We start from the raw sequence: 24,737 nt of genomic DNA, 5'->3' as shown, positions 1-24,737 counted from the left end.
AAGCCGGGAGGTTCGGGGTTTCCTCAGGGTGAGGTCAGGGTCGAACCCGAGGGTCCCGGGACGGCGTCGTCCCTACCGTGGAGGAGAAGGGGAAACCACTGTGAGCCGGGAGCCTGAGATGACATCCACCACCACGACCGAGACGCCTGCGGCCCGGAGCCGCCGGGACGTCCAGCCGCCTGCGGCACGGGTCGTCGACCTGACCAAGGTGTACGGGAAGGGGGAGACGGCGGTCCGCGCCCTCGACGGCGTCAGCCTCGACATCCGCCGCGGCGAGTTCACCGCGATCATGGGCCCGTCCGGGTCGGGCAAGTCGACGATGATGCACTGCGCGGCCGGTCTGGACGGTGTCACGAGCGGCCAGGTCCTCATCGGCGACGTCGACATCACGACCCTGAAGGACAAGGCCCTCACGGCCCTGCGCCGCGACCGCATCGGCTTCGTCTTCCAGGCCTTCAACCTGGTCCCCACCCTCACCGCGCAGGAGAACATCCTGCTGCCCCTGGCCATCGCCGGGCGCCGGCCGGACCCCGGGTGGTTCGACCTCGTCATCGACACCGTCGGTCTGCGGGACCGGCTCTCGCACCGGCCGAGCGAGCTCTCCGGTGGCCAGCAGCAGCGCGTGGCCTGCGCCCGGGCGCTCGTCAGCCGGCCCGAGATCGTCTTCGCCGACGAGCCGACGGGGAACCTGGACTCGACCTCCGGCGCGGAGGTGCTGGCGTTCCTGCGCCGCAGCGTCGACGAGTTCGGCCAGACGATCGTCATGGTCACGCACGACCCGGTCGCCGCCTCGCACACCGACCGCGTCGTCTTCCTCGCCGACGGCCGCTTCGTCGACGAGATGCGCGACCCCACCGCCGAGCGGATCCTCGAGCGGATGGCCGAGCTGTCGGCGCACCACGCGGTCGCCCCCAGCACCTCCTCGGAGGGCTGAGCCGTGCTGAGGGCCAGCTGGAAGAGCCTGCTCGGCCGCAAGCTGCGGCTGTTCATGAGCGCGTTCGCGATCATCCTGGGCGTCTCGTTCGTGTCGGGGTCGTTCATCTTCACCGACACGCTCGGCAAGGCGTTCGACGGCATCGTCAACACCGTCGGTGACGTCGTCGTCCGCCCCGAGGTCACGGGGAGCAGCTTCGAGCAGCGACCGACCGCCAAGACGGTGCCGGGCTCGCTGGTGCGCTCGCTCGCCGACGTCCCCGGGGTCGCGCGGGCCGACGGCAACGTCAGCGACCCCACCACGTTCGTCGTGTCCACCAAGGGCAAGCTCATCGGCGGTGGTGGCCCACCCGGGCTCGGCCTGAGCCACAACGACGCACCGACCTCGGCCGGTGACCCGCCGGCGACCCTGTCCAGCGGCCGGTGGCCGCAGGGGGAGAAGGAGGTCGTGCTCGACTCCTCGACCGCCGACCGCGCCGGCTACACGCTCGGCGACACGGTCCAGCTGGTCACCAGCAGCGCGACCCCCAGGCTGTCGGCGAAGCTCGTCGGCATCGCCGAGTTCAAGGGCGGGACGGTCGGTGCCACGCTCGCGTTCTTCGACACCAAGTCGGCCCAGCAGATCTACTACGGCGGCAAGGACCAGTACAGCGACGCCTGGGTCACCGCGAAGCCCGGCGTCTCCGCCGCGGACCTCGCGCGGGCCGTGCAGGCCAAGCTGCCGTCCGGCTACCAGGCCGTCACGGGCGACGCCGTGGCCAAGGAGTCGCAGGACTCGGTCACCAAGGCGCTGTCGTTCATCAACGTCTTCCTGCTGATCTTCGCCGGGATCGCCCTGTTCGTCGGGTCGTTCCTCATCATCAACACGTTCTCGATCCTCGTCGCCCAGCGCAGCCGCGAGCTGGCCCTGCTGCGGGCGCTCGGCGCGGGACGCCGGCAGGTGACGCGGTCGGTGCTCTTCGAGGCGCTCGTCGTCGGGCTGGTCGGGTCGACCCTCGGTCTGGGCCTGGGGTTCGTGCTGGCCATCGGGATCACGAAGCTGTTCGCGCAGTTCGGGCTGGACCTCAGCGGGTCGCCGCTCGTCTTCCGCCCCACCACCGCCCTCATCGCGTATGCCGTGGGGCTGCTCGTGACGATGCTCGCTGCCTACCTGCCCGCTCGCCGGGCCGGCAGGATGCCGCCCGTCGCCGCCATGCGCGACGACATCGCGCTGCCGGAGTCGACGATGCGCTGGCGGCTCATGGTGGGGCTGTGCCTGTTCCTGTTCGGGCTGTGGGCCACCTGGCTCGGTGCCTTCACCAGCGCCGACCACGGCTCGTACTGGGTCGGGTCGGGTGTGTTCGGCCTGGTCATGGCGGCGATCCTGACCAGCCCGGTGATCGGCCGACCGGTGATCGCGCTCCTGGGCACCCTCTACCGCCGGGTGTTCGGGGCCGTGGGCCTCATGGCCGAGCAGAACGCGGTCCGCAACCCGCGCCGCACGGCCGCCACCGCGTCGGCCCTGATGATCGGCCTGACCCTGGTGTCGATGATGTCCGTCTTCGGCGCCTCGGCCAAGGCCAGCGTCGACCGGTCCATCGGCGAGAACTTCGTCGCCGACTACGTCGTCTCGAACGCCATCGGGCAGCCGTTCTCCGCGACGATCACGCGTGAGCTCGCCACCGTCCCGGGGGTGCAGGCGGCTGCGTCCATGCGGTACACCGGCTCCACCATCGAGGGGAACCGCTCGTGGACCGGCGCCGTGGTCCCGGACGAGTTCGCCGAGGTCGTTCCGCTGCAGATGAAGGCGGGGTCGTTCCGGGGTGCCGGTGACCGCAGCGTCTTCCTCGACGAGGACAAGGCGGCCGCGCTCGACGCCCGCGTGGGCTCACGGGTCGACGTGGCGATCGCCGGCGGCAAGCCGCAGTCCCTGACGGTGGCGGGCATCTTCGCCAAGCAGGCCATCGCGCCACCGGTGCTCGTCACGCAGGCGGCTGCGACCGCCGCAGGCGTTCCCGTGCAGGACACCGCCACGTACATCCTGCGCAAGCCGGGTGCCTCGGCCGCCACGGTCGAGTCCGCCCTCGCCAAGGTCGTCGACTCCCAGCCGTCCGTGACGCTCAAGGACCAGAACGCCTTCGCCGCCGAGCAGCGCAAGCCGATCGACCAGATGCTCTACATCATCTACGCCCTGCTCGGGCTGGCCGTCGTCATCGCGGTGCTGGGCATCGTCAACACCCTGGCGCTGTCGGTGATCGAGCGGACCCGCGAGATCGGGCTGCTGCGGGCGGTGGGCCTGAGCCGGCGCCAGCTGCGCAGCATGCTGCGCCTGGAGTCGGTCGCCATCGCGCTGCTGGGCGCGGTGCTGGGCGTCCTCCTCGGCCTCGGCGCCGGCTGGGTGCTCCAGCGGAGCCTGGCCGACCAGGGGATCGACGTCCTGGCGGTCCCGGCGGCCCAGCTGGCGGTGTTCGTGGTGCTCTCGGGGCTGGTCGGCGTGCTGGCAGCCCTGTGGCCCGGACGTCGCGCCGCCCGCCTGGACGTCCTGCGCGCGATCACCACCGAGTAGCCGGCCGGTCGGGGCCGGGCGCCTCGCAGCCAGGAGCCCGCACGGCATACCCGCCTCGGAGGCCGGAGCACGGCACACCAGCCGCCCGACGTCGGCAGCCCACCACACAGCGTGGGCTGCCGACGTCGGCGCACGAGGACCCGCGGCCGTCGGCCCTCAGTCACTGGAACATGCGCACGGTCTGGGCCTCCGTCTCGGCGTACTGGGCACCGGCGGCCGCGAGGACCCCGCCGATGGAGTCGAGCGAGGCACGGACCTGCTTCTGCGTCGACTGCCACTCGCCCACGAGCGACTGGAACCGCGCCGAGGCGGTGCCGGTCCACGCGTCCTGCAGGGAGGTGAGCCGGCTCATCATCGCCGTCACCTGCCCGTCGATCTCCCCCGAGATGCGCGCGATGTCGCCCGAGGCGGCCGAGATCCTCTCGGTGTCGACCTGGAACTGTGCGGACATGACCCCTCCTGTCGTCCGGGCGCCCTGGTGGCGCCGCCTCCCAGCACGGTAGGCGCGCCGCTGCGACGCCCCGGCCGGTTGTCCACAGGCTCCGGCGCGGGCCCCGTCGGCGCGTCGGTGCCCGGCGGCCGGGGTAGCGTCGGCCCGTGACCATCTGGATCGACCCGCCGGCCTGGCCCGCGCACGGGCGCCTGTGGTCCCACCTCGTGAGCGACCGCTCCTACGACGAGCTGCACGACTTCGCTGCGGCACAGGGCATCCCGCGCCGTGCGTTCGAGGGCGACCACTACGACGTCCCCGAGGAGCGGTATGCCGCGCTGGTCGGCGCCGGCGCGCAGCCGGTGGCCGGACGCGACCTCGTGCGGATCCTGCGCGCCAGCGGGCTGCGGGTGCAGAAGCGCCGGCTCGAGCGGGTCGTGGCGTCGGTGCCGGACGCCGCCTGGCTGCCACCGGGGTCGCGGGCCGACGTGATCGCCTCCCGCCAGGCGGAGCCGCCCTCGACGACTGTCGTCGTCCGCCTCGCGCTGTGGCGCGGTGAGGAGCTGCTCGTCGTGGACCGCATCGCGGGCGGGGGTCCCGACCTGCCGTCGGCGCCCGTGGGCGCCCTCGACACCGGCGCGGTGCTGGACCACCTGCACGCGGTCGTCATGGGTGGCCCGGTGCGCGCCAGCACGACCCTGCTCGGCTACGTGCGCAACACCGTCCCGCAGCCCGACGCCGACTACCCGTGGCCGGTGCCGACGGCGGCCTTCGCCGTGTGGACCGACGAGGTCGGGGCAGGCACGCGGGCCCTCGCCGGACGCTGGGTGCTGCCGGCCGAGGTCGAGGACGAGCTGTCGACACGGCACTGGTGGCCGCTCGTGTCGGGCGGCCCGCGCCGATGACCGGTCTCGTCGGGCGCGTCCCGGGTGCCCGTTTCGCCGACGGCAGCTCCTGCGACGTCGACCTCTGGCTCGACCCGTTGCCAGTCCCGCCCGACCGCGTGTTCGCGGCCATGGTGGTGCTGCGCGACGGCGACGGCCGGTGTGCCGCCGCGTGGAGCCCGCGCCGGCAGGAGTGGGGGATCCCCGGTGGCTGGCGCGAGGACGGCGAGTCCGTGCCCGAGTGCGCGGTGCGCGAGGTGTGGGAGGAGACCGGCGTGCGCCTGCGCGCCGCGGACCTGGTGCCCGTCGGGCACGAGGACTTCCACCCCATCGGCGTCCGTGGTCGGTGGCCGACCGAGGGCGGCAGCATGCAGCTGTATGCCGCGCGGCTCGAGGGCGCGGGACCGCCCCTCGTGGCGGGCGAGCCGGACGCGGTCGACCCCCAGTGGCTGGAGCCGGAGGAGCTCGAGGCGCGCTCGGTCGGCCAGTTCTGGTGGCCGATGGTGGCCGGCGTCCTGACCGGCTGACCCGAAGTCCCGGACTTCGGGTGTCAGGGCGGCGGTTTGCCCCGAAGTCCCAGACTTCGGGTGTTCGCATCGGGGTGCAGGGCGGTCAGGAGTCCGGACGCGGCGCTCCTCAGTCGAGCGCGCGGAGCTCCCCGGCGAGGTTCTGCCGTGCGCGCTCCTCCCAGGTGTCCCGGGCGAAGGAGGTCGCGTAGACGCAGTCCCGCTCGAGGAACGGGCGCAGCACGGCGGCCCGGCCGGCGCGGAACGCCTCGTCGGGCACGGCGGCATACTCCTCGCGCACCTGCTCGGTGTACTGGGCGTACCGCTCCGGCGGTGCGGACAGGATCCACAGGTCGGCGTCGTGGAAGGCGGCAGCGAGGCCGCTGTCGGGCAGGTCGTGGGAGGTGGTGGCGACGACGAGGTCGCGCACGGTGTCGACGTCGTCCTCCGCGAGACCGAGGGCGCGCAGGTCCCGGACGGCGAGGTCGGCGCTGGCCTGCTCGTTGTCGCCGCCCGGTGTCGACGGGTCGTAGACGGCGTCGTGGAACCAGCCCACCAGCCGCCCCAGCGTGGCCTCGCGGGGCTCGAGGGCGCCCGCCTGCTCGAGGTCCTCCAGCGCCCAGAAGACCTCCACGAGGTGGCGGGTGGTGTGGTACCTGCGGTGCGGCTCGGTCCAGCGGCCCAGCAGGTCGGCGCCGATCGCCTGGACCGCGTCGGAGTGGGCCCCGGGGGCCAGGTCTGCCAGGTCGAGCTTCCACCACGTGATGAGGGCCGGCACGGCGGGCAGTCTGGCACGGGTCGGGCCGCCCGGCAGGCGATGCGGTGGTGTGGGCCCGGGTGGACGCAGGGGCTCAGGTCGTGCGACCGCGGTAGCGGCGCACCTTGGCCCGGTCGCCACACGTCGCCATGTCGCACCAGCGACGCTGCTTGTTGCGGGACCGGTCCAGGAACGGGTGGGTGCACCGGTCGTCGGCGCACCAGCGGACGACCGCACCGTCATCGCGGTCGTAGAGCTCGGTGGCGGCTCGCGCCACCGCCGCCAGGCACGCCTCCGCGGAGCCACGGCGGACGACCGAGCCGTCCGGGCCCAGCTGGGGGACGGGCGCCGGCAGGCGAGCGAGCCGGTTGAGCGCCGCACGGCCGGCCGCGGGCGGGGCGGTGCCGTCGACGAGCGCGGTCACCAGCGCGTGCAGGTGCTCGCGCAGCCGTACGGCGGCCCGCAGGTCCTCCGTGGTCACCCGCGGCGCCCGGTCGACGATCCCGGCGTCGACGAACCACTGCGCCAGCGTCGTCGGGTCGGTGAGCTCGTCAAGGTCGGTCGTGCCGCGCTCCGCGACGGTGCCGACGAGGTCGAGCGCCGGGTTGCCGGCCACGTGGACCAAGGACATGTCACCAGTTTGACAGGTGTCAGGAAGGCGAGCAAGGTCGTCGTAACCGGTCAAAGGGGTGTCATGCGACGGCGTGGTGTGGTCCTGTTCCTCGGCAGTGCGGTCCTGGTGCGCTCGATGGACGCCGGGGCCGGTGTCGGTCTCGTCCTGCTGTGCACCGACCGGGTGTCGCACCAACCGGTCCGTGTCGCCGGGATCCTCGCCGCCGCCCTCACGGCGATGCACGTCACGGGACCGCTGACCGCCCCTCTTCTCGGACGTGCCCGGGACCGCAGGTGGGTCGTGACGGGGGCGGGGGTGGTCGCGGCGGCGGCCGTGGCGGTCGGCACTGCCGGGGTCGGGTCGTGGCCGATGGCCGCCTCCGTCGTGCCGTGGGCGCTCGCCGGTGCCTGTGGCCCGATGCTCACTGGCGGCCTGAGCAGCCTGCTCCCGGTGGTCGGCGGGGACGGACGTCGGACCCGGGCGCTCGACGCCCTGACCTACGGTGCGTCGGCGACGGTGGCCCCCGCGCTGGTCGCCCTGCTCGCCACGACCTGGTCCTCCGCCGCTGCGCTGTGGGTCCTGGCCGGTTGCGGAGCGGTCGGCTCGGCGGGCGTCCTCGTCCTCCCGCGCGCGGCCGCAGCCTCGTCGGACGGACGGCAGGTGACGTCCTCGCAGGTCGCCCTGCACCTGTGGCGCGAGCCCCGGCTGCGCCGGGTGGTGGCCCTGACGTGGATGGGGGCGCTCACGGTCTCGGCGGCGCTGCTCACCGGCACGGCGCTCGCCCGCGGGCAGGGCAGCGCCGAGGCGGGATGGGTCGTCTCGGCATTCGGCCTGGGCGGGTTGGCGGCCGGCCTGTGCCTGGCGGTCCGGCCCTGGCAGGTGCCGCCCGACGCAGGGATGGTCCTGGCGACAGGCGCACTGGGAACCGTCCTGGTGGTGTGCGCCCTCGCGGGCGCGGACGCCGGGCTCCTCGCTGCAGGGTTCGGCGCCCTCGGGGGCGTGCTCGCCGTGCACACGCTCCTCAGCCTGTCGGCGCGCGGAGAGCTCTCGCCCCCGCACCTCGCAGGACCGGTGTTCGTCGCCGTCGGCGGGACCAAGGTCGCCTTCGCGTCGGCCGGGACCGCGCTCGCCGGCTTCGCCGCGACGTGGGGCGGTCAGCGCGTGCTGGCCGTGCTGGGCGCCGTGACCGTCCTGTCCGCCCTCGCCACGGCCCCGGGGGCCTGGCGCCGAGCCGGTGTCAGTCGGTCAGCTCGGCCGGGAGAGGTTGCGCGTGCACCACGGTGAGCGCGGAGACGGCACGGGTGAGGACGACGTAGAGCCGGCGCAGGCCCGTGCGGGCGTCCGGCTCGGCAGCGGCGATCTCTGCCGGTTCGACCACGACGACCCGGTCGAACTCGAGGCCCTTGGCGACGCTGGCCGGGACGATGTCGACCTGGTGGTCGATGTCGCCGTGGTCCTGGCCGAGCACCCCGTGCTCGATGCCGTTGTCCTGCAGAGCCTTCGACACGACGCCCACCGACGCATCCGGCGCGATGACACCGACCGACCCGGGCTCCGCCGACTCCGTCGCCACGACCTCGGCCACCCGTGCGGCCACGTCGCCGCTCACCGGGACGAGGTCGAGCCGGCCCGGGTTGTCACGCACGGAGACGGGCGCCCCCAGTCCCTGCGCCATGTGCGGCAGCAGGCGCGCGGCATACTCGATGACCGAAGCGGGCACACGGAAACCGCGGTCGAGCACCTCCACGTGGCTGCCCGGCTTGCCGAGGTGCTCCAGCGAGGACTCCCACGAGTCGGTGGCCCACGGGGTGGTGCCCTGGGCGATGTCGCCGAGCACGGTCGCCGCGCCGGTCGAGCAGCGCCGGCCCACGGCGCGCAGCTGCATCGGCGAGAGGTCCTGAGCCTCGTCGAGCACGACGTGGCCGAGCGAGGGCGTGCGGCTGATGTGGTCGGCCAGCTCGTCGAGCAGGACGGTGTCGGCGTGGGACCAGCGGGCTGACCCCTTGGTGCGAGCAGGCTTGTCCCACAACAGGACCCGCTGCTCGTCCTCGCTCAGCAGGCCGTCGGCGTGGCGGGCGAGGGCCTCGGCGTCGGAGAGCACGTCGAACAGCACCGCCTTGGCGTCGAGGGCCGGCCAGATCGCGTTGACGTACTTCTTCACCACGGCCGAGCGCGCCACCGAGTCCTGCACGCGGTCGTCGGGCGAGTCGCCGGCGGCCTCCATCTTGAGCAGGACCGTGTGGGCCAGGCGCTGGGGGAGCATCTGCCGCGCGGCGTCGTAGCGCACGCCCCGCGCGCGGAGCTCCTCGACGATCTCCGTGACCTCGTATGCCGGGACGCGCCACTTGCGGACCCCGCGGGGCACCACGAGCGGCTCGGTCGCGGTCCCGACTGCCGACCACACGGCGCGGCGCAGCACCTCCGCGAGCCGGGCGTCGCCCTTGAGCACGGCAGTCTCGGTCGGGTCGGTGCCGCGGACCGGCACCGAGGCCACGAGCTCCTCGATGGTGGTGTGGCCGACCGCGACCTCGCCGAGGGCCGGCAGGACGGCGCCGATGTGCTCGAGGAACGCGCGGTTCGGGCCGATGACGAGCACCCCGGACCGGGCGAGCTTGTCGCGGAACGCGTAGAGCAGCCAGGCGGCGCGGTGCAGGCCGACGGCGGTCTTGCCGGTGCCGGGCGCTCCCTGGACGCAGATGGTGCGGTCGGCGCCGGCGCGCACGATCTCGTCCTGCTCGGGCTGGATGGTGGCGACGATGTCGCGCATCGGGCCGACGCGGGGTCGCTCGATCTCCTCGGCGAGGATCTGGCTGCGGACCTCGTGCTCGCGGACGTCCTGGAGGTGCTCGTCCTCGTAGGCGGTGATGCGCCCGTGGTCGAGGCCGAACCGTCGGCGCAGCACGACGCCCATGGGGTCGGTGCGGGAGGCCCGGTAGAAGGCGGTCGACATCTGCGCGCGCCAGTCGATGACCATGGGGTCGCCGTGCTCGTCGGCCACGTGGCGCCGGCCGATGTGCCAGCTCTCGGGGCCCTGGTCGGACTGCGAGCCGTCGGTGTCCACCCGGCCGAAGAACAGGGTCGTCGAGGGGTCGTCCTCGAGGGACGCCGCGCGCAGGTGCAGGGTGCGGGCCAGGTGCTCGGCCGAGATCGGGTCGTGGGCCTGGACCTTCAGTGACAGGGTTTGCTCGCGCATCCGCGCCAGCGCCGCCCGCGCGCTCTCGAGGTGCTCCCTCTCCCGCTCGAGCTCGTCGAGGGCGGAGGCGTCAGGCACGAGCGGCGATTCTGCCACCGGAGCCGGGCTCGTCCAACTGGGTTTCACCGGTGCCGGCGCACCCCGGGGGCGGCGCGGGCGGTGGTGGCGGGGCGGGGTGACGGCGGGGCCCGCTGGTGGCGCAGACGAGGCCGCGCCCCTCGGGAAGGGGATCCGCGGGGCGCGGCACGTGCCCCGCACACAAGGGGCGGCCACCGGCTGCCGGGGGAGGACGCCCGGTGCCGGGAGGACGGTTACTGCGTCGGCTTGGCGGCGAGGGTGGTCGACAGGGTCATCTGCTTGCCGTCGCGGATCACGGTCAGGGTGACCTTGTCGCCGACGGCCCGCTCGCGGATGCTCGCCACCAGTGACTCGGACGAACCGGTCGACTGGCCGTCGACCTTGATGACCACGTCACCGGACCGCAGCCCGGCCTTGGCGGCCGGGGTGCCGGCCGAGACGTCGACGACCTGGGCGCCGGTCCGCTGGCTGGTGCCGTCGGAGGCCGTGCCGTCACGCGTCGTCACGCCGAGGAAGGAGTGCTGGGCCTTGCCCGAGTCGATGAGCTGCGTCGCGATCATCTTCGCCTCGTTGACGGGGATGGCGAAGCCGATGCCGATGCTGCCGCTCTGGCTGCCGCTGCCCGAGCCGCCGAGGCTGGCGATCGAGGAGTTGATGCCGACGAGCTGGCCGGAGGCGTTGACCAGCGCGCCACCGGAGTTGCCGGGGTTGATCGCGGCCGACGTCTGGATCGCGTTGGTCACGACCTCGGTGCTGTCGCTGCCGCCCTGCTGCTGGCCGAACGGGTTCTGGTTCTGGTTGCTGTCCTCGGCCTGGGTGGTCACCGGGCGGTCGAGGGCGCTGACGATGCCGGTCGTCACGGTGCCCGCGAGGCCGAGCGGGTTCCCGACCGCCATGACCGGGTCGCCGACCTTGAGGGCGCCGGAGTCGCCGACGGCGACCGGCTTGAGGTCGCTCGGGGCGTTCGCCAGCGTGATGACGGCCAGGTCGGTGCTGGGGTCGGTGCCGGCGACGCTCGCCTTGTAGGACCGCCCGTCGTTGAGCGTCACGGTCAGGCTGGCGCCGGAGCCGGCGCCGCTGACGACGTGGTTGTTCGTGAGGATGTGGCCCTTGGCGTCGATGATGACGCCGCTGCCCTCGGCCTCGCCCTGGCTGGAGGCCACGGTGATGGCCACGACGCTCGGGGAGACGGCGGCGGCGGTGGCGGTCCAGTTGGGGTTGCTCGCGTCCGCCTGGACGACCGGGCCCTTGTCCGTGCCGCGACCCAGGGTCGTCGAGCTCGCAGTGGAGGAGGGCTGCGAGCCGTCGACCAGCTGGGTCGCGGCCACGGTGCCGCCGCTGGCGAGCAGGGCGGCCAGCGCCGCGACGGTGGTGAGCTCCGCCAGGCGACGCCGCTTGGCCGGCTGGGCAGGCTCTGCCCCGTCCCGAGTGGGGAAGGAAGGGGGCGGCCCAGCCGGGGTCTGTGAGGAGGGGTGCTGGCCCGGGTAGCCGGACGCGCCGTACCCGGAGGCGCCGGGGCCGAAGGCGGACGTGCGCGGGATCTCCCGCGTCTGCCCGTACCAGACCGGGCCCGTCGCGTCCGACTGCGGCGCGGCGGGGGAGCCGGCGCCCGGCTGCGGCCCGGTGGGCTGGGACCCGTGCGGCGCGGCATACGCCGGCTGTGGCGCTGCCCACGGCTCCTGCTGGGGGGCCGGGCTGCCGGGCTGCTCGGGCGCCGACCCCGGATCGCGCCCGGGGTCCGCGCCCGCGCTGCCGCTGGTCGGGAACCGGGTGTCGTGCGGGGTCTGGGTCATCTCTCGATCTCCTCGGTGTGGCTGATGAGATGAGTCAACCCCGCCGACGTCAACGGCTACTGGGCGCCTGCTGGGAGTTTCCTGTGGGCAGCTCCATCACGAACGTCGCGCCGCCTCCGGGCGTCTGCGCGACGCCGATCCGGCCCCGGTGCGCCGCGACGATCGCCGCGGCGATGGCCAGCCCGAGGCCGTTGCCGCCACCACCGGTGCGGGCGCGGGAGGGGTCGGCGCGGTAGAAGCGCTCGAAGACGCGACGGGCCTTGTCGGGGTCAACGCCGGGCCCGTGGTCGCGGACCTCGACGACGGCCATGCCGTCGTGCGCACGCGACCCCACGGCCACCTCGATGGGGGTGCCGGCCGGCGTGTGGTTGAGGGCGTTGGAGAGCAGGTTCGCCACGACCTGGCGGAGCTTGGCGTCCTCGCCCTGGGCCACCGTGGGGCCGAGCGGTCCCTCGAGCCCGATGACCTCGATGCGGCGGCCGGGGTCGATGGCGCGGGCGTCCTGCGCCGCGTCGGCCGCCACCACGGTGAGGTCGACGGGGCCGAAGGCCAGGGGCCGCTGGTCGTCGAGCCGGGCGAGCACCAGGAGGTCCTCGACCAGCCCGCTCATCCGGCCGGCCTCGCCCTCGATCCGGCTCATCGCGCTCGCGACGTCGTCGGGCTCGCGCACGGCGCCCTGGCGGTACAGCTCGGCGTAGCCCCGGACGGCTGCCAGCGGCGTGCGCAGCTCGTGGGACGCGTCCGCCACGAACTGGCGCATCTTCTCCTCGGACGCCTCACGGGCCGCGAACGACTGCTCGATCTGCGCGAGCATCGCGTTGAGCGAGCGCGAGAGGGAGGTGACCTCGTCCTTGGCCGTCCGCGTCGGCACGCGCCTCGTCAGGTCGCCGTCGGCGATCGCGGCGGCGGTGTCCTCGATCTGCCGTAGCGGGCGGAAGGCGCGGTTCACGGCATACCAGCCCACGCAGCCCATGGCGACGAGGACGCCCAGGCCGATGAGCAGCTCCACGAGGATGAGCCGGCGCACGGTGTGGCTGACCGACGTCAGCGGCACCGCCACGATGAACGTCGCCGAGTTGTCGCGGAGCTTGCCCGCCACCGCGCGCCACTCGCCGTTCCCGTCGCGGGAGGTGATGGTGAACGCGTCGGTGCCCGTGACGCGCCGGTCGGTGAGCGGCAGGGTGTCGGGCACGCCGGGGCGCGCGTCGAGCCCGGTGGGGTCGATCTCGACCGCGTTCGAGCCGTCGGTGGGGTAGAAGACGACGGCGTAGCCGCTCGGCAGCCGGTTGCGCGTCGGCGCCCGCAGCGTGTCGAGAGCCTGCTGCGCCACGCTGGGGTAGGCCCGTTGGAGGTCCTGGTCGACGCGGCCCATGAGGTCGCGGCGCATCAGCGCGGCAGTCGCCCCGGCCGTCAGGGTCAGGGCGAGCAGCAGCAGGACGAGCAGCACGCTGACGAGCCGCACGCGCAGCGGCAGGTCCTCGAGGCGCTGGTGGACGCGGTCGGGCAGGTGCGGCCGGGACAGGCGGGGACCGCCGCTGCCGGGGGCACCCTTGGGGCCGGTGCCGGTGGGGTCGGTGCCCGCGGGGGCGGGGCCGATGGCGCTGGCGCCGGTCTGGCCGGTGGGCACCGCGCTGGTCTGGCCGGTGGGCACCGCGCCGGTCTGGCCGGTCGGCGTCGCGCCCCCGCCGGTCGGCGCGGGTGGCACCGGTGGCGGAGTCGCCGCCGTGGAGGGGGTCGCGGCGGGTGGCGTCGTCACTAGGCCTCCGGCGGCTTGCGCAGGACGTAGCCGACGCCGCGCTTGGTGTGGATGAGCGCGGGCAGGCCCTCGGTGTCGATCTTGCGCCGCAGGTAGGAGATGTAGGACTCGACGATGCCGGACTCGCCGCGGAAGTCGTAGTCCCAGACGTGGTCGAGGATCTGCGCCTTGGACAGCACGCGGTTGGGGTTGAGCATGAGGTAGCGCAGCAGCTTGAACTCGGTGGGCGACACGTCGATGACGCGACCGGCTCGGCGGACCTCGTGCGAGTCCTCGTCGAGCTCGAGGTCCTCGAACCGCATCGACGCGCCGTCGTCGACCTCACCGCGGGTGCGGCGCAGCACGGCGCGGATCCGGGCGACGACCTCCTCGAGGCTGAACGGCTTGGTGACGTAGTCGTCGCCGCCGACGGTGAGTCCCTTGATCTTGTCGTCGACCGAGTCGCGGGCCGTGACGAAGACGATCGGCAGCTGTCGGCCGGTGTCGCGCAGCTTGCGCGTCACCGAGAACCCGTCCATGTCCGGGAGCATCACGTCGAGCACGACCAGGTCGGGGTCGTGCGCCGTGGCGAGGTTGAGGGCGGTCGCGCCGTCACCGGCGACGTGGACCTCGAACCCTGCGAAGCGCAGGGAGGTGGCCAGGAGCTCGCGGATGTTCGGCTCGTCCTCGACGACGAGGAGCCGGGCCTCAGGCTGGGTCGTGGTGCTCACTGCACCAGTGTCTGCCCGGTCTCTGGGAGTTTCCTGTATGCCGTCTGGGCGCGTCCTCGCCGGTTCCCCCCGGCCGCGCGACACGGCGGTTGCCCGGCTTCCCGCGGGTTGTTGTCCCGCGGGTCGTCGAGCAACCGCCGTGTTGCGGAGGGCCGGTCGGCCGGCAGTCGGCCGGCAGTCGGCGGGGCCGGGTCCGTCAGAAGCGGATGAAGGTGTCGAACTGGCCGTGTGCGCCACCGACGGTGGTGGTGCGGGTGCCGTAGTGCTCCGGGTTGGCCCAGTTGTACTCCTCGACCACGAAGCTGCCGTTGGCGTTGACCTTCGCGACGTAGGCGACGTGGCCGTAGGAGCCGGCGTCGCTTTGCGCGATGTCACCGACGTGCGGGCGGCTGCTGGTCGTCACACCGGCCGCGCGGGCCGCGTCGTCCCAGTGGTTGGCATTGCCCCAGTGCTGGCCCTTGTAGGAGTTGGTGAAGCTGACGTGCTTGACGCTGCGGGCGCGCCACGCGGCGAACGAGGTGCACTGGCCCTTGTAGAAGTTCCACGGGTCGACGCCGGAGGTCTGGCCGCTGTACGGGTAGTCGTTGCCGATGATGCCGCTCGGGGTGGTGCTGCCCGTGCTGCCACCGGTGCCACACTTCGGGGCGACCCGGCCGTCGGAGCCGGTGTAGACGTAGGCGTCGGAGACGAACCGGCCGGTGCCGATCTTGTCCCAGATGTTCGACGTGCCGTAGGTGCCCCGGACGGTCGAGCCGGTCGTCTGGCAGCTGATCGTGACCTTGGTGCCCTTGGCGATGGTCCCGACGGCCGCGTAGCCGGTGCCCGGCCCCTTGCGGACGGTGAGGTTGGCGCCGGAGGTCTTGATCGTCCCGGTGGCGGCGTCGGCCGCGACCGCGATCCCGCCGGCGATGCCGAGCCCGGCGAGGGAGGCGACGGCCACGCGGACCGGCTTGGTGGCGATGGTGGTGATGCCCATGTCTGTTCGCTCCTGGTGTCGGCCGGCCCCCCTGTGGTTCCGGCTGCTGGCAGGAACGTAGGAGCGCGGGACACTGCCTGGCGATGGGGAGAGCTACCCGTCACAGCCTCCGGGCACGAGCCCAGACGTCACGGAAACGACTGTGTCGCAACGACTTCGTGCATCCGGTATGCCGTGTGCCCCGCGGCAGGGGAGCGCTCCCCTCCTCGAGGCGAGGCCCGTGCGGGGACGGTTCGGCCGGCCGTACCGGCTGTGTCAGGCGCGGCCGGCGGGCAGGTCGTCGGCGTCGACGATGCGGTACGCGTAGCCCTGCTCGGCGAGGAACCGCTGCCGGTGCGCGGCGAACTCGGCGTCGACGGTGTCACGCGCGACGACCGTGTAGAAGTGCGCGGTGCGGCCGTCGCCCTTGGGGCGCAGCACCCGGCCGAGCCGCTGGGCCTCCTCCTGCCGGGAGCCGAAGGTCCCCGACACCTGGATGGCGACCGTGGCCTCGGGCAGGTCGACCGAGAAGTTGGCGACCTTGGACACGACGAGCAGGTCGATGTCCCCGTCGCGGAAGGCCTGGAACAGCTTCTGCCGCTGGCCGACCGGCGTCTCACCGGTGATGACGTCGGCCCCGAGCCGGGTGGCCACCTCGTCGAGCTGGTCGAGGTACTGCCCGATGACGAGGGTCGGCTCACCCTTGTGGCGCTCGACGATCCGCTCGACGACCGGCAGCTTCGTCGGGCTGCACGAGGACAGCCGGTAGCGGTCCTCCGGCTCGGACACGGCATACGCCATGCGCTCGCTGTCGCCGAGCGTGACCCGCACCTCGACGCAGTCGGCGGGCGCGATGTAGCCCTGTGCCTCGATGTCCTTCCACGGCGCGTCGAACCGCTTGGGACCGATGAGGGAGAACACGTCCGCCTCGCGGCCGTCCTCGCGCACGAGGGTGGCGGTGAGGCCGAGCCGGCGACGGGCCTGCAGGTCTGCGGTCATCCGGAAGATCGGCGCCGGCAGCAGGTGCACCTCGTCGTAGACGATGAGGCCCCAGTCGCGGGCGTCGAGCAGGTCGAGGTGCGTGTAGACGCCCTTCCGCTTGGTCGTCAGCACCTGGTAGGTCGCGATGGTGACCGGCCGGATCTCCTTGCGGGCGCCGGAGTACTCGCCGATCTCCTCCTCGGTGAGCGAGGTGCGGTGCAGCAGCTCGTCGCGCCACTGCCGCGCGGACACCGTGTTGGTGACGAGGATCAGCGTGGTCGCCTTGGCCTGGGCCATCGCCCCGGCGCCGACGAGGGTCTTGCCCGCACCGCAGGGGAGGACGACGACGCCCGAGCCGCCGTGCCAGAAGCCGTCGACGGCCTGCTGCTGGTACGGGCGCAGGGACCAGTCGGCGTTGTCGAGGTCGATGCGGTGCGCCTCGCCGTCGACGTACCCGGCCTCGTCCTCGGCGGGCCAGCCGACCTTGAGCAGCTCCTGCTTGAGGTGGCCGCGCTCGGAGGGGTGGACCAGCACCGTGTCGTCGTCGACGCGCGTGCCGACGAGCGGCTTGATCTTCTTGTGCCGCAACACTTCCTCGAGCACGGGGCGGTCGGTCGTGCGCAGCACCAGGCCGTGCTCGTCGTCCTTGAGAAGCGTGAGCCGGCCGTACCGGTCCATCGTGTCGGCGACGTCGACGAGCAAGGCGTTCGGCACGGCGTAGCGGCTGTGCGTGACGAGGGCGTCGACCACCTGCTCGGCGTCGTGCCCGGCCGCCCGCGCGTTCCACAGGCCCAGCGGCGTGACGCGGTAGGTGTGCATGTGCTCGGGCGCGCGCTCGAGCTCGGCGAAGGGCGCGATGGCCCGCCGGGCCTCCTCGGCCCGGGGGTGGTCGACCTCCAGCAGGAGGGTCTTGTCGCTCTGGACGATCAGGGCGCCGTCAGGCAAGGGGTCAGTACCCTCCGCCGGTGCTGGTGCTGCTGCTGCCGACCGCGGCCAGGACGACCACGGCGATGATGGCGATGATGGCGAGCAGGATCGTGATGCCCAGCGCCCACCAGCCCCAGCGGGTGAACTTCGCCTGTTCCTGCGGCTCGTCGTTCTTCGTGGCGGCGAGGATGGCGAACACGAGGGCGACGATGCCGACGCCGCAGCCGCCGAGGGTCAGCAGGCCGGAGACGACCAGCAGGGCGATGGTGTTGCCGCTCATCGAGCGGGGAGCCGAGGCGTACGGGTTCGCGCCGTAGCCCGGTGCCGGGGTGGGGGCGGTGCCGTAGCCGGGCGGGGGACCGTAGCCGCCGCCGGGGGCAGGCGCTGCGTACGGGTTCTGCGGCGCGGCCGGCGGCTGCCCGGCATACGGGCTCTGCGGTGCGGCGTAGGGGTTCTGGGGCGGCGGGGGCGGCGTGGAGCCCGGCGCGGGAGGCGTCGAGCCCGGCGCGGGGCTCGCGTACGGGTTCTGCGGGGGCGCGGGGGGCGTCGAACCGGGCGCGGGGCTCGCGTACGGGCTCTCGGGCGTCGACGAGGAGGCCCACGGCGACTCGTGGCCGGGAGCCGGCGGGACCGGCGGCGCACTGGACGCAGCACCCTCGTCGGACCCGGGCGCCTGGGGCACCTGCTGGGTCTGCGAGGTCTCGACCGGCCGGGTGTGCTCGGGCGACGAGGCGGACTCGTCCGTCCCACTCGTCGAGTCGGCCCAGGGGTCGCTCGGCGCCGTGGGGTCGCGGAACTCGGGACTCTCGTCGTTCCGAGGGGTGTCGCTCATGGCCGTCCTTCGTCGTGGTGGTGTCACCGGTGCACAAATCTAACCCGCTCGTGCGTGCCCGGGACCGCCGGTTCCCGGGAATGGCAGGATCGACGGGTGAGCACAGCCCGCCCCGCCCTGCCCCAGCGCGAGCCCGCGACCGACCTGCCGGAGAGCGTCACGATCTACGAGGTCGGCCCGCGCGACGGACTGCAGAACGAGAAGACGGTCGTGCCGGTCGAGGTGAAGGCGGAGTTCGTCCGCCGGCTGGCGGCAGCGGGCCTGGAGACCATCGAGACGACCTCGTTCGTGCCGCCGTCGTGGGTGCCGCAGCTCGCCGACGCGCGCGAGCTCCTCGCCGACCTCGGGGACGTCGGCAGGGGTGCTCGGCGACCGGTGCTCGTGCCGAACGAGCGCGGGCTCGACGACGCGCTCGCTGCCGGTGTCGGAGCCGTGGCGGTCTTCGGGAGCGCCACCGAGACGTTCGCCCGCAAGAACCTCAACCGCACGGTCGCTGAGTCGGTCGAGATGTTCCGGCCGGTCGTGCGGCGCGCCAAGGACTCGGGGCTGTGGGTGCGCGCCTACGTCTCGATGTGCTTCGGCGACCCGTGGGAGGGGCCCGTGCCCGTCGAGCAGGTCGCCGACGTCGCCGTCCGGCTCATGGAGCTCGGCGCGGACCAGCTGTCGCTCGGCGACACCATCGGCACCGGCACGACCGGCCACGTGAGCCGGCTGCTCGACGAGCTCGACGCCCGGGGGATCGGGGCGGACCGGATCGGCGTGCACTTCCACGACACCTACGGGCAGGCCCTCGCCAACACGATGACGGCCTTGCGCCACGGCGTCCGGGTGGTCGACGCGTCGACCGGTGGCCTCGGCGGCTGCCCCTACGCCAAGAGCGCGACCGGCAACCTCGCCACCGAGGACCTCGTCTGGGCCCTCGACGGCGCCGGGGTGGCGACCGGCGTGGACCTCGCCGCCCTCGTCGAGACCAGCGTCTGGATGGCCGAGCGGCTCGGCCGCCCGTCCCCGTCCCGCGTCGTCAAGGCGCTCGCCGGCGGCGACTGAGCCGGCCGGTCAGCCCGGTGCCGCTCCGGTGACCCGGTGGATGGACAGGGTCCGCAGCGCGCCGTCGGCGGTGCCGTGCACGCGGCCGCCCTCGACCCGGTCGGGGTAGAACAGCAGGCGCCGCACCCGTCCGTCGGCGTCGGAGTACCCGAGCCAGACCGCCTGGCGGTCCGCCGCCGCGTCCCGCAGCACCGCGAGGGTGGTGGTGGGGTCGGTGCTCGGCAGCGCCGGTCCCTCGCGCCGGGCGAGCTGCTCGCGCTGGTATGCCGCGGCCTCCTCACCGGCACGCAGCGCACCGAGCAGCCGGGTCACGAGGTCGTCGTCGACGACCTGTGCGCTGACCTGGTTCGGGCGGCGGTGCACCGGCGTGCGGTGGCGCCCGGCCGTCGGGACGACCACGCCTCCGTCAGGGCTCTCCGCCGCCGGGGCGTAGCCGTTGTCGCGCAGGAAGTCGAGGACGGTCTCGGCGGCGACCGGGGAGACGAGCACCGTCGGTGCCACGCTGCGCAGCTGCAGCGGCGACAGCTCGCGGTCGGCCAGCATCGCCCCGAGTGTCGTCTCGTCGTCGCACCGCACATACGCCCGCACCGAGCCGACCCGCGCCTGCCCGTGCCGCCGCGCGACGTCGCGCACGAGGTACTCCAGCGGCTGCGGCACCGGCGTGTGGCTGGCGTCGGTGAGCGTGCCGAGCACCTGGTCGACCGACCATCCCGCGTCGAGGCACCGGCGCACCGAGTCGGGCGTGAAGCGGTAGACAGTCGCGCCACCGCGGCTCTCGACGTCGGCGACGAGCCGCATGAACGTCGCCAGGCCTCCCGCGAGCGGCCCGGGCGCCACGGCGGTGAGGTCGGCCTGCAGCAGGACGTGTTCAACCGGCTCGGGCAGGTGGGGACGCACCGCGTCGGCCAGCTGGTCGTCGTCGGCGTCGGTGAGCAGGACGCGTCCCGCGCTCGAGACCGCGCCGCGGCCGGTGACCCCGAGCCACTCGGCCTCGCGCGCCACCGCGGCGACGACCGTGTCGAGGCTGGCGGGCACCCGGCGGGGGCGGTGCCACCGCAGCAGGCCCGCCCAGGACCCGGTCGTGGGGGCGAGGCCGGGCTCGGTGGCCGCGGCCAGGACGAGCAGGTCGCGACGCAGGCTGCGTGCCGGCGGCCAGTGCGCCTCGGGCCCGAGCGCGTTGACAGTGCCTGACCCGCCGGGCGGGGTGGTGCCCACGAGGTGCGGGGCGCGGGTGGTGGCGAGCCAGGCACGGGCGAGCGTGGCCCAGCGCACCTCCGCGGGCTGCTGCTGCCACTCGTCGTATGCCGGTGTGGGCGCCCACGAGGGGTCCAGGGAGCCGTCGTCGGCAACCAGCCCCGAGGCATACGCCGTCTCGGCGACGAAGGCGGCACGCTCCTGGTCCACGTCCAGCACTGTGGCCAGTCGCTTGAGGTCGCGGACCGCGAGCCCACCGGAGCGCAGGACGCGCGGCGGGCGCAGGCCCCACTCCGCCGCGAGCTCGTCGAGCAGGGACAGCAGGTCGGTGACCTGCTGTCCGGCGGCGAAGTCGACGTCCTGAGGCGGCACCTGGCGGCCCTCGAGCGCCGGTGCGGTGAGGGCGGGGTCGCGGTGGGTGCGGCCGCCACGCAGGGCGAGGGCGACCTCCCGCGGAAGCACCAGCTGGTCGGGCGTGGGCGCGGCCACGAGGTGGTGCTCGAGGAGCCAGCGGGCGCCCTCGGCGACCCGCTCCGGGGCCCCCGGGGGCAGGACGGCGACGGCCGGGCCCCAGGTGAGCCGGTCGAGGATGGCGCGTGCCGGCGCAGGAGCGGAGCCGGCCGCTTCGGCGACGGTCTGCGCGTCGGGCACGTCGGCCGAGAGGTCCGCAGCGCGCGGTCCGAGGCCAGCGGGGTGGCCCAGCACCTCGGTCACGGTGCGGACCACGCGCAGCCCCTCGGGGCTGCGCCAGAGCAGCGCGAGAGCCCACAGCTCCTCGAGCAGGGGCTCCACGTCCTCGGCAGTGGCGAGCGTCAGGGAGGTGGCGAGCTCGGCCGGGTCGACCGGGCTCGAGCCGGCGGTCGCGGCCTCGAGCACCTGCAGGTGGGCCAGGTCGAGGTTGTCGATGGCGCGCTGGACGCTGGCCCGGGTGCTGGCGCGCGCAGCCAGTGCGGCGAGGTCGGCGGGGGCGGGGCGCGCGAGGTCGTGGCGCAGGTGCAGCAGGTTCCCGAGCTGCTCGTCGGTGCGCGCGCGGATGTCGTCGGCCATCGACCGGGCGCCGGCAGCGGGCGTGGAGGAGGTCGCGGGCACCTGCCCACGGTAGTCCGCGCCGTCCTGCGCATTCACAGCGAATTCCCATTGCCGGCCCAGCACGGACCTACACACTGGTAGGGAGCTCGACAGGAGGAGCCATGACCACCCGCGAACCGAACGGTCCCGCCACACCCCACGACCCGACCGAGTCCTGGGCGTCCGCCCCCACGTCCGAGCTGCCCGCCCACCCGGCCGGGCAGCCCGTGCAGCCCGCCGGGCAGCCGGCGCCCGAGCAGGCGGCGCACCCGGCATACGCGGCGGCTGGTGCGGGAGCCCCCGCCGGTCCGCCGCCGCAGCCGGCCTACGCGAGCGCCGGTCCGGGCGGCCCCGCCGGTCCAGGTGGTTCGGGCGGTCCTGTCGGTCCGGGTGGTTCGGGCGGTCCTGTCGGTCCTGCTGGCCCGGGCGGTCCTGCCGGTCCGCCGCCGTATGCCGCAGGCCCCGGCGGCGGACGCTCGAACTTCTGGCGTCGGGCGACCTCGACGACGGGCGGCCTCGTCGCCCTCGTGGTGGCGGGGGTCCTCGTCGTCCTGCTGCTCATCGGGGCGGCCGGCGCGGCAGCCTTCGCGGTAGGCCGAGGGCTGAACCACCACGGCGAGGCCAGGGTGGGTCAGGTGCACCCCGGGCGGGGCAACGGCATGGGCCCGGGGATGCGGGGCCCGGGTGGTCTCGGACCGGGTGAGCAGCAGCGGCAGCTGGGTCCGCAGCAGCGCGGCATGGGCGGCAACGGCGGCGGCCTCGGCTCGGCGCTGGGCGGTGCGGCGGCGCTGGGCAACGTCGAGCACGGCGAGTTCACCGTCACCGGCTCCGGCGGGACGCCGACTGTGATGACGGTGCAGCGCGGGACGGTGACCGCGGCCAGCGCGACGTCGCTCTCGGTGCGCAGCACCGACGGGTTCAGCGCGACCTACGCGCTCGACTCCACGACCCGCACCCCGGCACGGACCGTGGCGAACGGCGACTCGGTGCTGGTCGTCGCGCAGAAGCAGGGCAGCAAGGCAGTGCTCGTCCGGCTGACCCGCTGACCAGCCGGCTGGCACGGTGCCTCGTGACGGCCGACGCCACCGAGTGGTGAGTTGCCGACCGGGTCCTGCCGCCGGCTGGCGCGACGGCCACCGGGCTCGGACCGGACCTCGCGCGGGACTACGGTGACGCCATGAGCGTGCACCCCTCGGGCGAGCAGTGGACGATCCGTACCGGCGGTCACGAGGTCACCGTCGTCGAGGTCGGCGGAGGTCTGCGGACCTACACGCTCGACGGCGTGGACGTCATGGCCGGGTACGGCGTGGACGAGCCGGCGTCCTCGGGGCGCGGCCAGCTGCTCATGCCGTGGCCGAACCGGATCCGGGACGGCCGCTACACCTTCGATGCCAAGGAGCAGCAGCTCCCGCTGACCGAGCCCGCGTTCCACAACGCCAGCCATGGGCTCGTCCGCTGGGTTCCGTGGCACGTCGTCGAGCAGGCCGAGGACTCCCTCACCGTCGGCACCCGGCTGCACCCCCAGCCCGGCTGGGACGGCGTGCTCGACCTGGCCGTCACGTATGCGCTGGACGACTCGGGTCTCACCGTCACCAGCCGCGCCACGAACGTCGGGCACGCCACCGTGCCGTTCGGGTACGGCGCCCACCCCTACGTCGCGATCGCGGGCACGCCGCTGGCCGAGGTGGTGCTGCAGATCCCCGCCGGGGAGGAGATCCTGGTCGACGACCGGATGCTGCCGACCGGCACCGTGCCCGTCCGACCCGAGGCGGACTTCCGGACCCCGAGGGCGCTCGGCTCGACGAGCCTCGACACCGCCTTCACCGCGCTGGAGCGGGACCCCGGCACCGACCGGTGGACGGTCACCGTGTCGGGCCTGCGGGACCGTGGCGACGTGCACCTGTGGGCGGACGGGTCCTTCGACTGGCTCCAGGTCTTCACCGTCAAGGGCGCCGACGACGCCCCGGGCGTCCGCGGGATCGCGGTCGAGCCGATGAGCTGCCCGGCCGAGGCGTTCAACTCCGGTCAGGGGCTGGTCGTGCTCACCCCGGGCGAGTCGTGGAGCGGCACCTGGGGCATCAACCCGTCCGCGTCGGCAGGCTGACCGGCCGCCGCGCCGTCGCCGCGGTCGCCGAGCCCGTTGATCGCGGGCGTGATCCGGCGCTCGAGGGCGAGCGACAGCACGACCATGAGCCCGCACCCGATGACGATCATCACCACGAACGCCGTCGACCAGTGCCGGCTCAGCATGAAGCCCGCCACGACCGGCCCGAGGATGGTCCCGGTCTGGAAGGCGCCCGCGTTGACGGCGTTGTAGCGCCCGCGCAGGTGGTCCGGGGCCATGTCGTTGGTGATGGCCGGCACCGTCGGCTGCAGCAGCGTCTCGCCGAGCGCGAACATCGCGTGGAACAGCAGCACCCCGGCCGCCGCGGCCATGGTCCCGGCCACCGCGCCGGTGAACCCGAGCACGGTCCACGCCGCCGCCCACAGCGCGACCATCACGATGAGCACGCGGGTGCGCCGGTGGCCGCTGATGCGCCGCAGCACCCAGAACTGCAGGCCGACGATGACTGCCGTGTTGACCGCGAACGCGAACCCGATGACGTCGGTCGACACCCCGCTGACCTGTCGGGCGAACGCGGGGAACCCGGCCTCCATCTGGCCGTAGCCGATGAACACCCCGAGGAAGGTCAGCCCGGTCAGCCACAGGGTCGCGGGCTGGCGCAGGATCGCGAGGTACGAGCCGCCCTCGGCGTCGTCGCCCTCGGGCTTCTCCGCCCGGCCGTGGACGTGCCGCAGCGGGCCGAGCAGCAGCGCGATCGGGATGAGCATGCAGACGGCGTCGGCCAGGAAGATCACGGTGAACGTCGTCGGCTTGTGGACGTCGGCGTAGAGGCCCCCGATGACGCCGCCGAGGCCGATGCCGAGGTTGACCAGCGCGAAGTTGATGCCGAAGTACTGCTGCCGGGCCCGGCCGCTGACGATCGCCGCCACGAGGGCGTTGAACGCCGGCCACGAGACGCCGAAGTTGAACCCGAGGAACAGGAACGCCACGGCGACGACCAGAGGCGTCGTCGCGAACGCCAGCACCACGCAGCCGACGACCTGCGCGGTCGTGCCCCACAGGAGGACGGTCCGGGCACCGAGCCGGTCGGTCAGGGCACCTGCCGGGCCGGTGACGGCCAGGGCCACGACGGCGATGAACGCCATGAGCACGCCCGCGAGGTCGAGGGAGATGCCGCGGACCTCGTGCAGGTAGATCACGGTGAACGGCAGCGTCAGGCCTCGCCCGAGGGTCTGCACCGCGACCGTGGAGAGCAACCACCGCCCGGCGCTCGGCAGCGCCGCCCAGAAGTCGCGGATGCCGTGCCCCGAGGTCGTCGTCCCACTCACCGGACAATCCTCCCGTACCGCACCGACAACGCCGAAACGGTTTTCGCCGGGGCGGCGGCAAGGCCCCTGCGCCGCGAGCACGCCAGCAGCCGCTGGCCCCCTGCGCCGCGAGCACGCCAGCAGCCGCGGGCCCGTTGCGTCC

The 24,737-nt window shown here is 73.9% G+C and carries 20 protein-coding genes; 8 read left to right on the top strand and 12 right to left on the bottom strand.

The annotated features are described in order from the left end of the window. The first annotated feature begins 118 nt into the window (after window positions 1-118). Both J2X64_RS05860 and J2X64_RS05855 read left to right on the top strand, forming a co-directional pair. A complete protein-coding gene (locus tag J2X64_RS05860; RefSeq protein WP_310150925.1) occupies window positions 119-934 on the top strand; it encodes an ABC transporter ATP-binding protein in 816 nt (271 codons plus the stop codon). Between the two features lie 3 nt (window positions 935-937). Further along, on the top strand, window positions 938-3,478 hold the full coding sequence (locus tag J2X64_RS05855; protein ID WP_310150923.1) for an FtsX-like permease family protein: 2,541 nt from the start codon (window positions 938-940) through the stop codon (window positions 3,476-3,478). 160 nt (window positions 3,479-3,638) lie between these two features. On the opposite strand, the gene J2X64_RS05850 is transcribed toward J2X64_RS05855, so the two are convergent. After that, window positions 3,639-3,929, bottom strand: coding sequence for a WXG100 family type VII secretion target (locus J2X64_RS05850; RefSeq protein ID WP_310150920.1), 291 nt, complete (start codon window positions 3,927-3,929; stop codon window positions 3,639-3,641). Between the two features lie 146 nt (window positions 3,930-4,075). Here J2X64_RS05850 and J2X64_RS05845 point away from each other — a divergent pair, with 146 nt between their 5' ends. Together J2X64_RS05845 and J2X64_RS05840 are read left to right on the top strand one after the other, a co-directional pair. Beyond that, on the top strand, window positions 4,076-4,813 hold the full coding sequence (locus tag J2X64_RS05845) for a DUF4031 domain-containing protein (protein ID WP_310150918.1): 738 nt from the start codon (window positions 4,076-4,078) through the stop codon (window positions 4,811-4,813). Then, a complete protein-coding gene (locus J2X64_RS05840; RefSeq protein WP_310150915.1) occupies window positions 4,810-5,319 on the top strand; it encodes an NUDIX hydrolase in 510 nt (169 codons plus the stop codon). The genes J2X64_RS05845 and J2X64_RS05840 overlap by 4 nt, the downstream gene beginning before the upstream one ends. Window positions 5,320-5,428: 109 nt before the next feature. Here J2X64_RS05840 and J2X64_RS05835 read toward each other — a convergent pair whose 3' ends face one another. Together J2X64_RS05835 and J2X64_RS05830 are read right to left on the bottom strand one after the other, a co-directional pair. After that, window positions 5,429-6,076: a hypothetical protein gene (locus J2X64_RS05835; protein ID WP_310150912.1), complete on the bottom strand. Its 648-nt coding sequence runs from the start codon at window positions 6,074-6,076 to the stop codon at window positions 5,429-5,431. Window positions 6,077-6,149: 73 nt separating this feature from the next. Then, the gene (locus J2X64_RS05830) at window positions 6,150-6,686 is read right to left on the bottom strand and encodes an ABATE domain-containing protein (RefSeq protein WP_310150909.1); all 537 of its coding nucleotides are present in this window, start codon (window positions 6,684-6,686) and stop codon (window positions 6,150-6,152) included. Window positions 6,687-6,749: 63 nt separating this feature from the next. Here J2X64_RS05830 and J2X64_RS05825 point away from each other — a divergent pair, with 63 nt between their 5' ends. Beyond that, the gene (locus J2X64_RS05825) at window positions 6,750-7,952 is read left to right on the top strand and encodes a hypothetical protein (protein WP_310150906.1); all 1,203 of its coding nucleotides are present in this window, start codon (window positions 6,750-6,752) and stop codon (window positions 7,950-7,952) included. On the opposite strand, the gene J2X64_RS05820 is transcribed toward J2X64_RS05825, so the two are convergent. From J2X64_RS05820 to J2X64_RS05790, 7 genes are all read right to left on the bottom strand, one after another. Next, on the bottom strand, window positions 7,906-9,939 hold the full coding sequence (locus J2X64_RS05820) for an AAA family ATPase (RefSeq protein ID WP_310150903.1): 2,034 nt from the start codon (window positions 9,937-9,939) through the stop codon (window positions 7,906-7,908). The genes J2X64_RS05825 and J2X64_RS05820 overlap by 47 nt on opposite strands. Before the next feature lie 233 nt (window positions 9,940-10,172). Then, complete coding sequence (locus tag J2X64_RS05815; protein ID WP_310150901.1) at window positions 10,173-11,732, bottom strand: trypsin-like peptidase domain-containing protein; 1,560 nt, start codon at window positions 11,730-11,732, stop codon at window positions 10,173-10,175. Window positions 11,733-11,781: 49 nt separating this feature from the next. Continuing rightward, entirely contained in the window at window positions 11,782-13,383 is a 1,602-nt protein-coding gene (locus J2X64_RS05810; RefSeq protein WP_310150898.1) for a HAMP domain-containing sensor histidine kinase, read from the bottom strand. A 104-nt stretch (window positions 13,384-13,487) separates the two neighbouring features. Continuing rightward, window positions 13,488-14,198, bottom strand: coding sequence for a response regulator transcription factor (locus J2X64_RS05805; RefSeq protein ID WP_310150896.1), 711 nt, complete (start codon window positions 14,196-14,198; stop codon window positions 13,488-13,490). Window positions 14,199-14,394: 196 nt separating this feature from the next. Continuing rightward, the gene (locus J2X64_RS05800; RefSeq protein ID WP_310150892.1) at window positions 14,395-15,174 is read right to left on the bottom strand and encodes a CHAP domain-containing protein; all 780 of its coding nucleotides are present in this window, start codon (window positions 15,172-15,174) and stop codon (window positions 14,395-14,397) included. A 255-nt stretch (window positions 15,175-15,429) separates the two neighbouring features. After that, on the bottom strand, window positions 15,430-17,079 hold the full coding sequence (locus J2X64_RS05795) for a DNA repair helicase XPB (RefSeq protein ID WP_310150889.1): 1,650 nt from the start codon (window positions 17,077-17,079) through the stop codon (window positions 15,430-15,432). Between the two features lie 4 nt (window positions 17,080-17,083). After that, window positions 17,084-17,893 carry a hypothetical protein gene (locus tag J2X64_RS05790; RefSeq protein ID WP_310150886.1) on the bottom strand — a complete coding sequence of 270 codons (810 nt, stop codon included), beginning with the start codon at window positions 17,891-17,893 and terminating at the stop codon, window positions 17,084-17,086. 96 nt (window positions 17,894-17,989) lie between these two features. Here J2X64_RS05790 and J2X64_RS05785 point away from each other — a divergent pair, with 96 nt between their 5' ends. Further along, window positions 17,990-18,940, top strand: a complete 951-nt coding sequence (locus J2X64_RS05785) for a hydroxymethylglutaryl-CoA lyase (protein ID WP_310150883.1) — start codon at window positions 17,990-17,992, stop codon at window positions 18,938-18,940. Window positions 18,941-18,949: 9 nt separating this feature from the next. Here J2X64_RS05785 and J2X64_RS05780 read toward each other — a convergent pair whose 3' ends face one another. Further along, window positions 18,950-21,223, bottom strand: coding sequence for a helicase-associated domain-containing protein (locus J2X64_RS05780; protein WP_310150880.1), 2,274 nt, complete (start codon window positions 21,221-21,223; stop codon window positions 18,950-18,952). 101 nt (window positions 21,224-21,324) lie between these two features. Here J2X64_RS05780 and J2X64_RS05775 point away from each other — a divergent pair, with 101 nt between their 5' ends. Both J2X64_RS05775 and J2X64_RS05770 read left to right on the top strand, forming a co-directional pair. Beyond that, window positions 21,325-22,248: a hypothetical protein gene (locus J2X64_RS05775; protein WP_310150877.1), complete on the top strand. Its 924-nt coding sequence runs from the start codon at window positions 21,325-21,327 to the stop codon at window positions 22,246-22,248. A 131-nt stretch (window positions 22,249-22,379) separates the two neighbouring features. Next, window positions 22,380-23,306: an aldose 1-epimerase family protein gene (locus tag J2X64_RS05770; protein WP_310150875.1), complete on the top strand. Its 927-nt coding sequence runs from the start codon at window positions 22,380-22,382 to the stop codon at window positions 23,304-23,306. Here the strand turns inward: J2X64_RS05770 and J2X64_RS05765 are convergent. After that, entirely contained in the window at window positions 23,228-24,595 is a 1,368-nt protein-coding gene (locus J2X64_RS05765) for an MFS transporter (RefSeq protein WP_310150872.1), read from the bottom strand. The two genes, J2X64_RS05770 and J2X64_RS05765, sit on opposite strands and share 79 nt — an antisense overlap. Between the last annotated feature and the right edge of the window lie 142 nt (window positions 24,596-24,737).

The sequence above is a fragment of the Phycicoccus sp. 3266 genome (assembly GCF_031456495.1).
Classification (GTDB): Bacteria; Actinomycetota; Actinomycetes; order Actinomycetales; family Dermatophilaceae; genus Pedococcus.
The sequence above is the reverse complement of the archived record's forward strand: the minus strand, read 5'-3'. Positions and strand labels throughout refer to the sequence as shown.

Bases quoted from the DNA above. Each gene is read 5' to 3' on its own strand.
- J2X64_RS05775 (WP_310150877.1), top strand. From the start codon at position 21,325: ATGACCACCCGCGAACCGAACGGTCCCGCCACACCCCACGACCCGACC.
- J2X64_RS05770 (WP_310150875.1), top strand. From the start codon at position 22,380: ATGAGCGTGCACCCCTCGGGCGAGCAGTGGACGATCCGTACCGGCGGT.
- J2X64_RS05800 (WP_310150892.1), bottom strand. From the start codon at position 15,174: ATGGGCATCACCACCATCGCCACCAAGCCGGTCCGCGTGGCCGTCGCC.
- J2X64_RS05825 (WP_310150906.1), top strand. From the start codon at position 6,750: ATGCGACGGCGTGGTGTGGTCCTGTTCCTCGGCAGTGCGGTCCTGGTG.
- J2X64_RS05850 (WP_310150920.1), bottom strand. From the start codon at position 3,929: ATGTCCGCACAGTTCCAGGTCGACACCGAGAGGATCTCGGCCGCCTCG.
- J2X64_RS05815 (WP_310150901.1), bottom strand. From the start codon at position 11,732: ATGACCCAGACCCCGCACGACACCCGGTTCCCGACCAGCGGCAGCGCG.
- J2X64_RS05830 (WP_310150909.1), bottom strand. From the start codon at position 6,686: ATGTCCTTGGTCCACGTGGCCGGCAACCCGGCGCTCGACCTCGTCGGC.
- J2X64_RS05860 (WP_310150925.1), top strand. From the start codon at position 119: ATGACATCCACCACCACGACCGAGACGCCTGCGGCCCGGAGCCGCCGG.
- J2X64_RS05840 (WP_310150915.1), top strand. From the start codon at position 4,810: ATGACCGGTCTCGTCGGGCGCGTCCCGGGTGCCCGTTTCGCCGACGGC.
- J2X64_RS05790 (WP_310150886.1), bottom strand. From the start codon at position 17,893: ATGAGCGACACCCCTCGGAACGACGAGAGTCCCGAGTTCCGCGACCCC.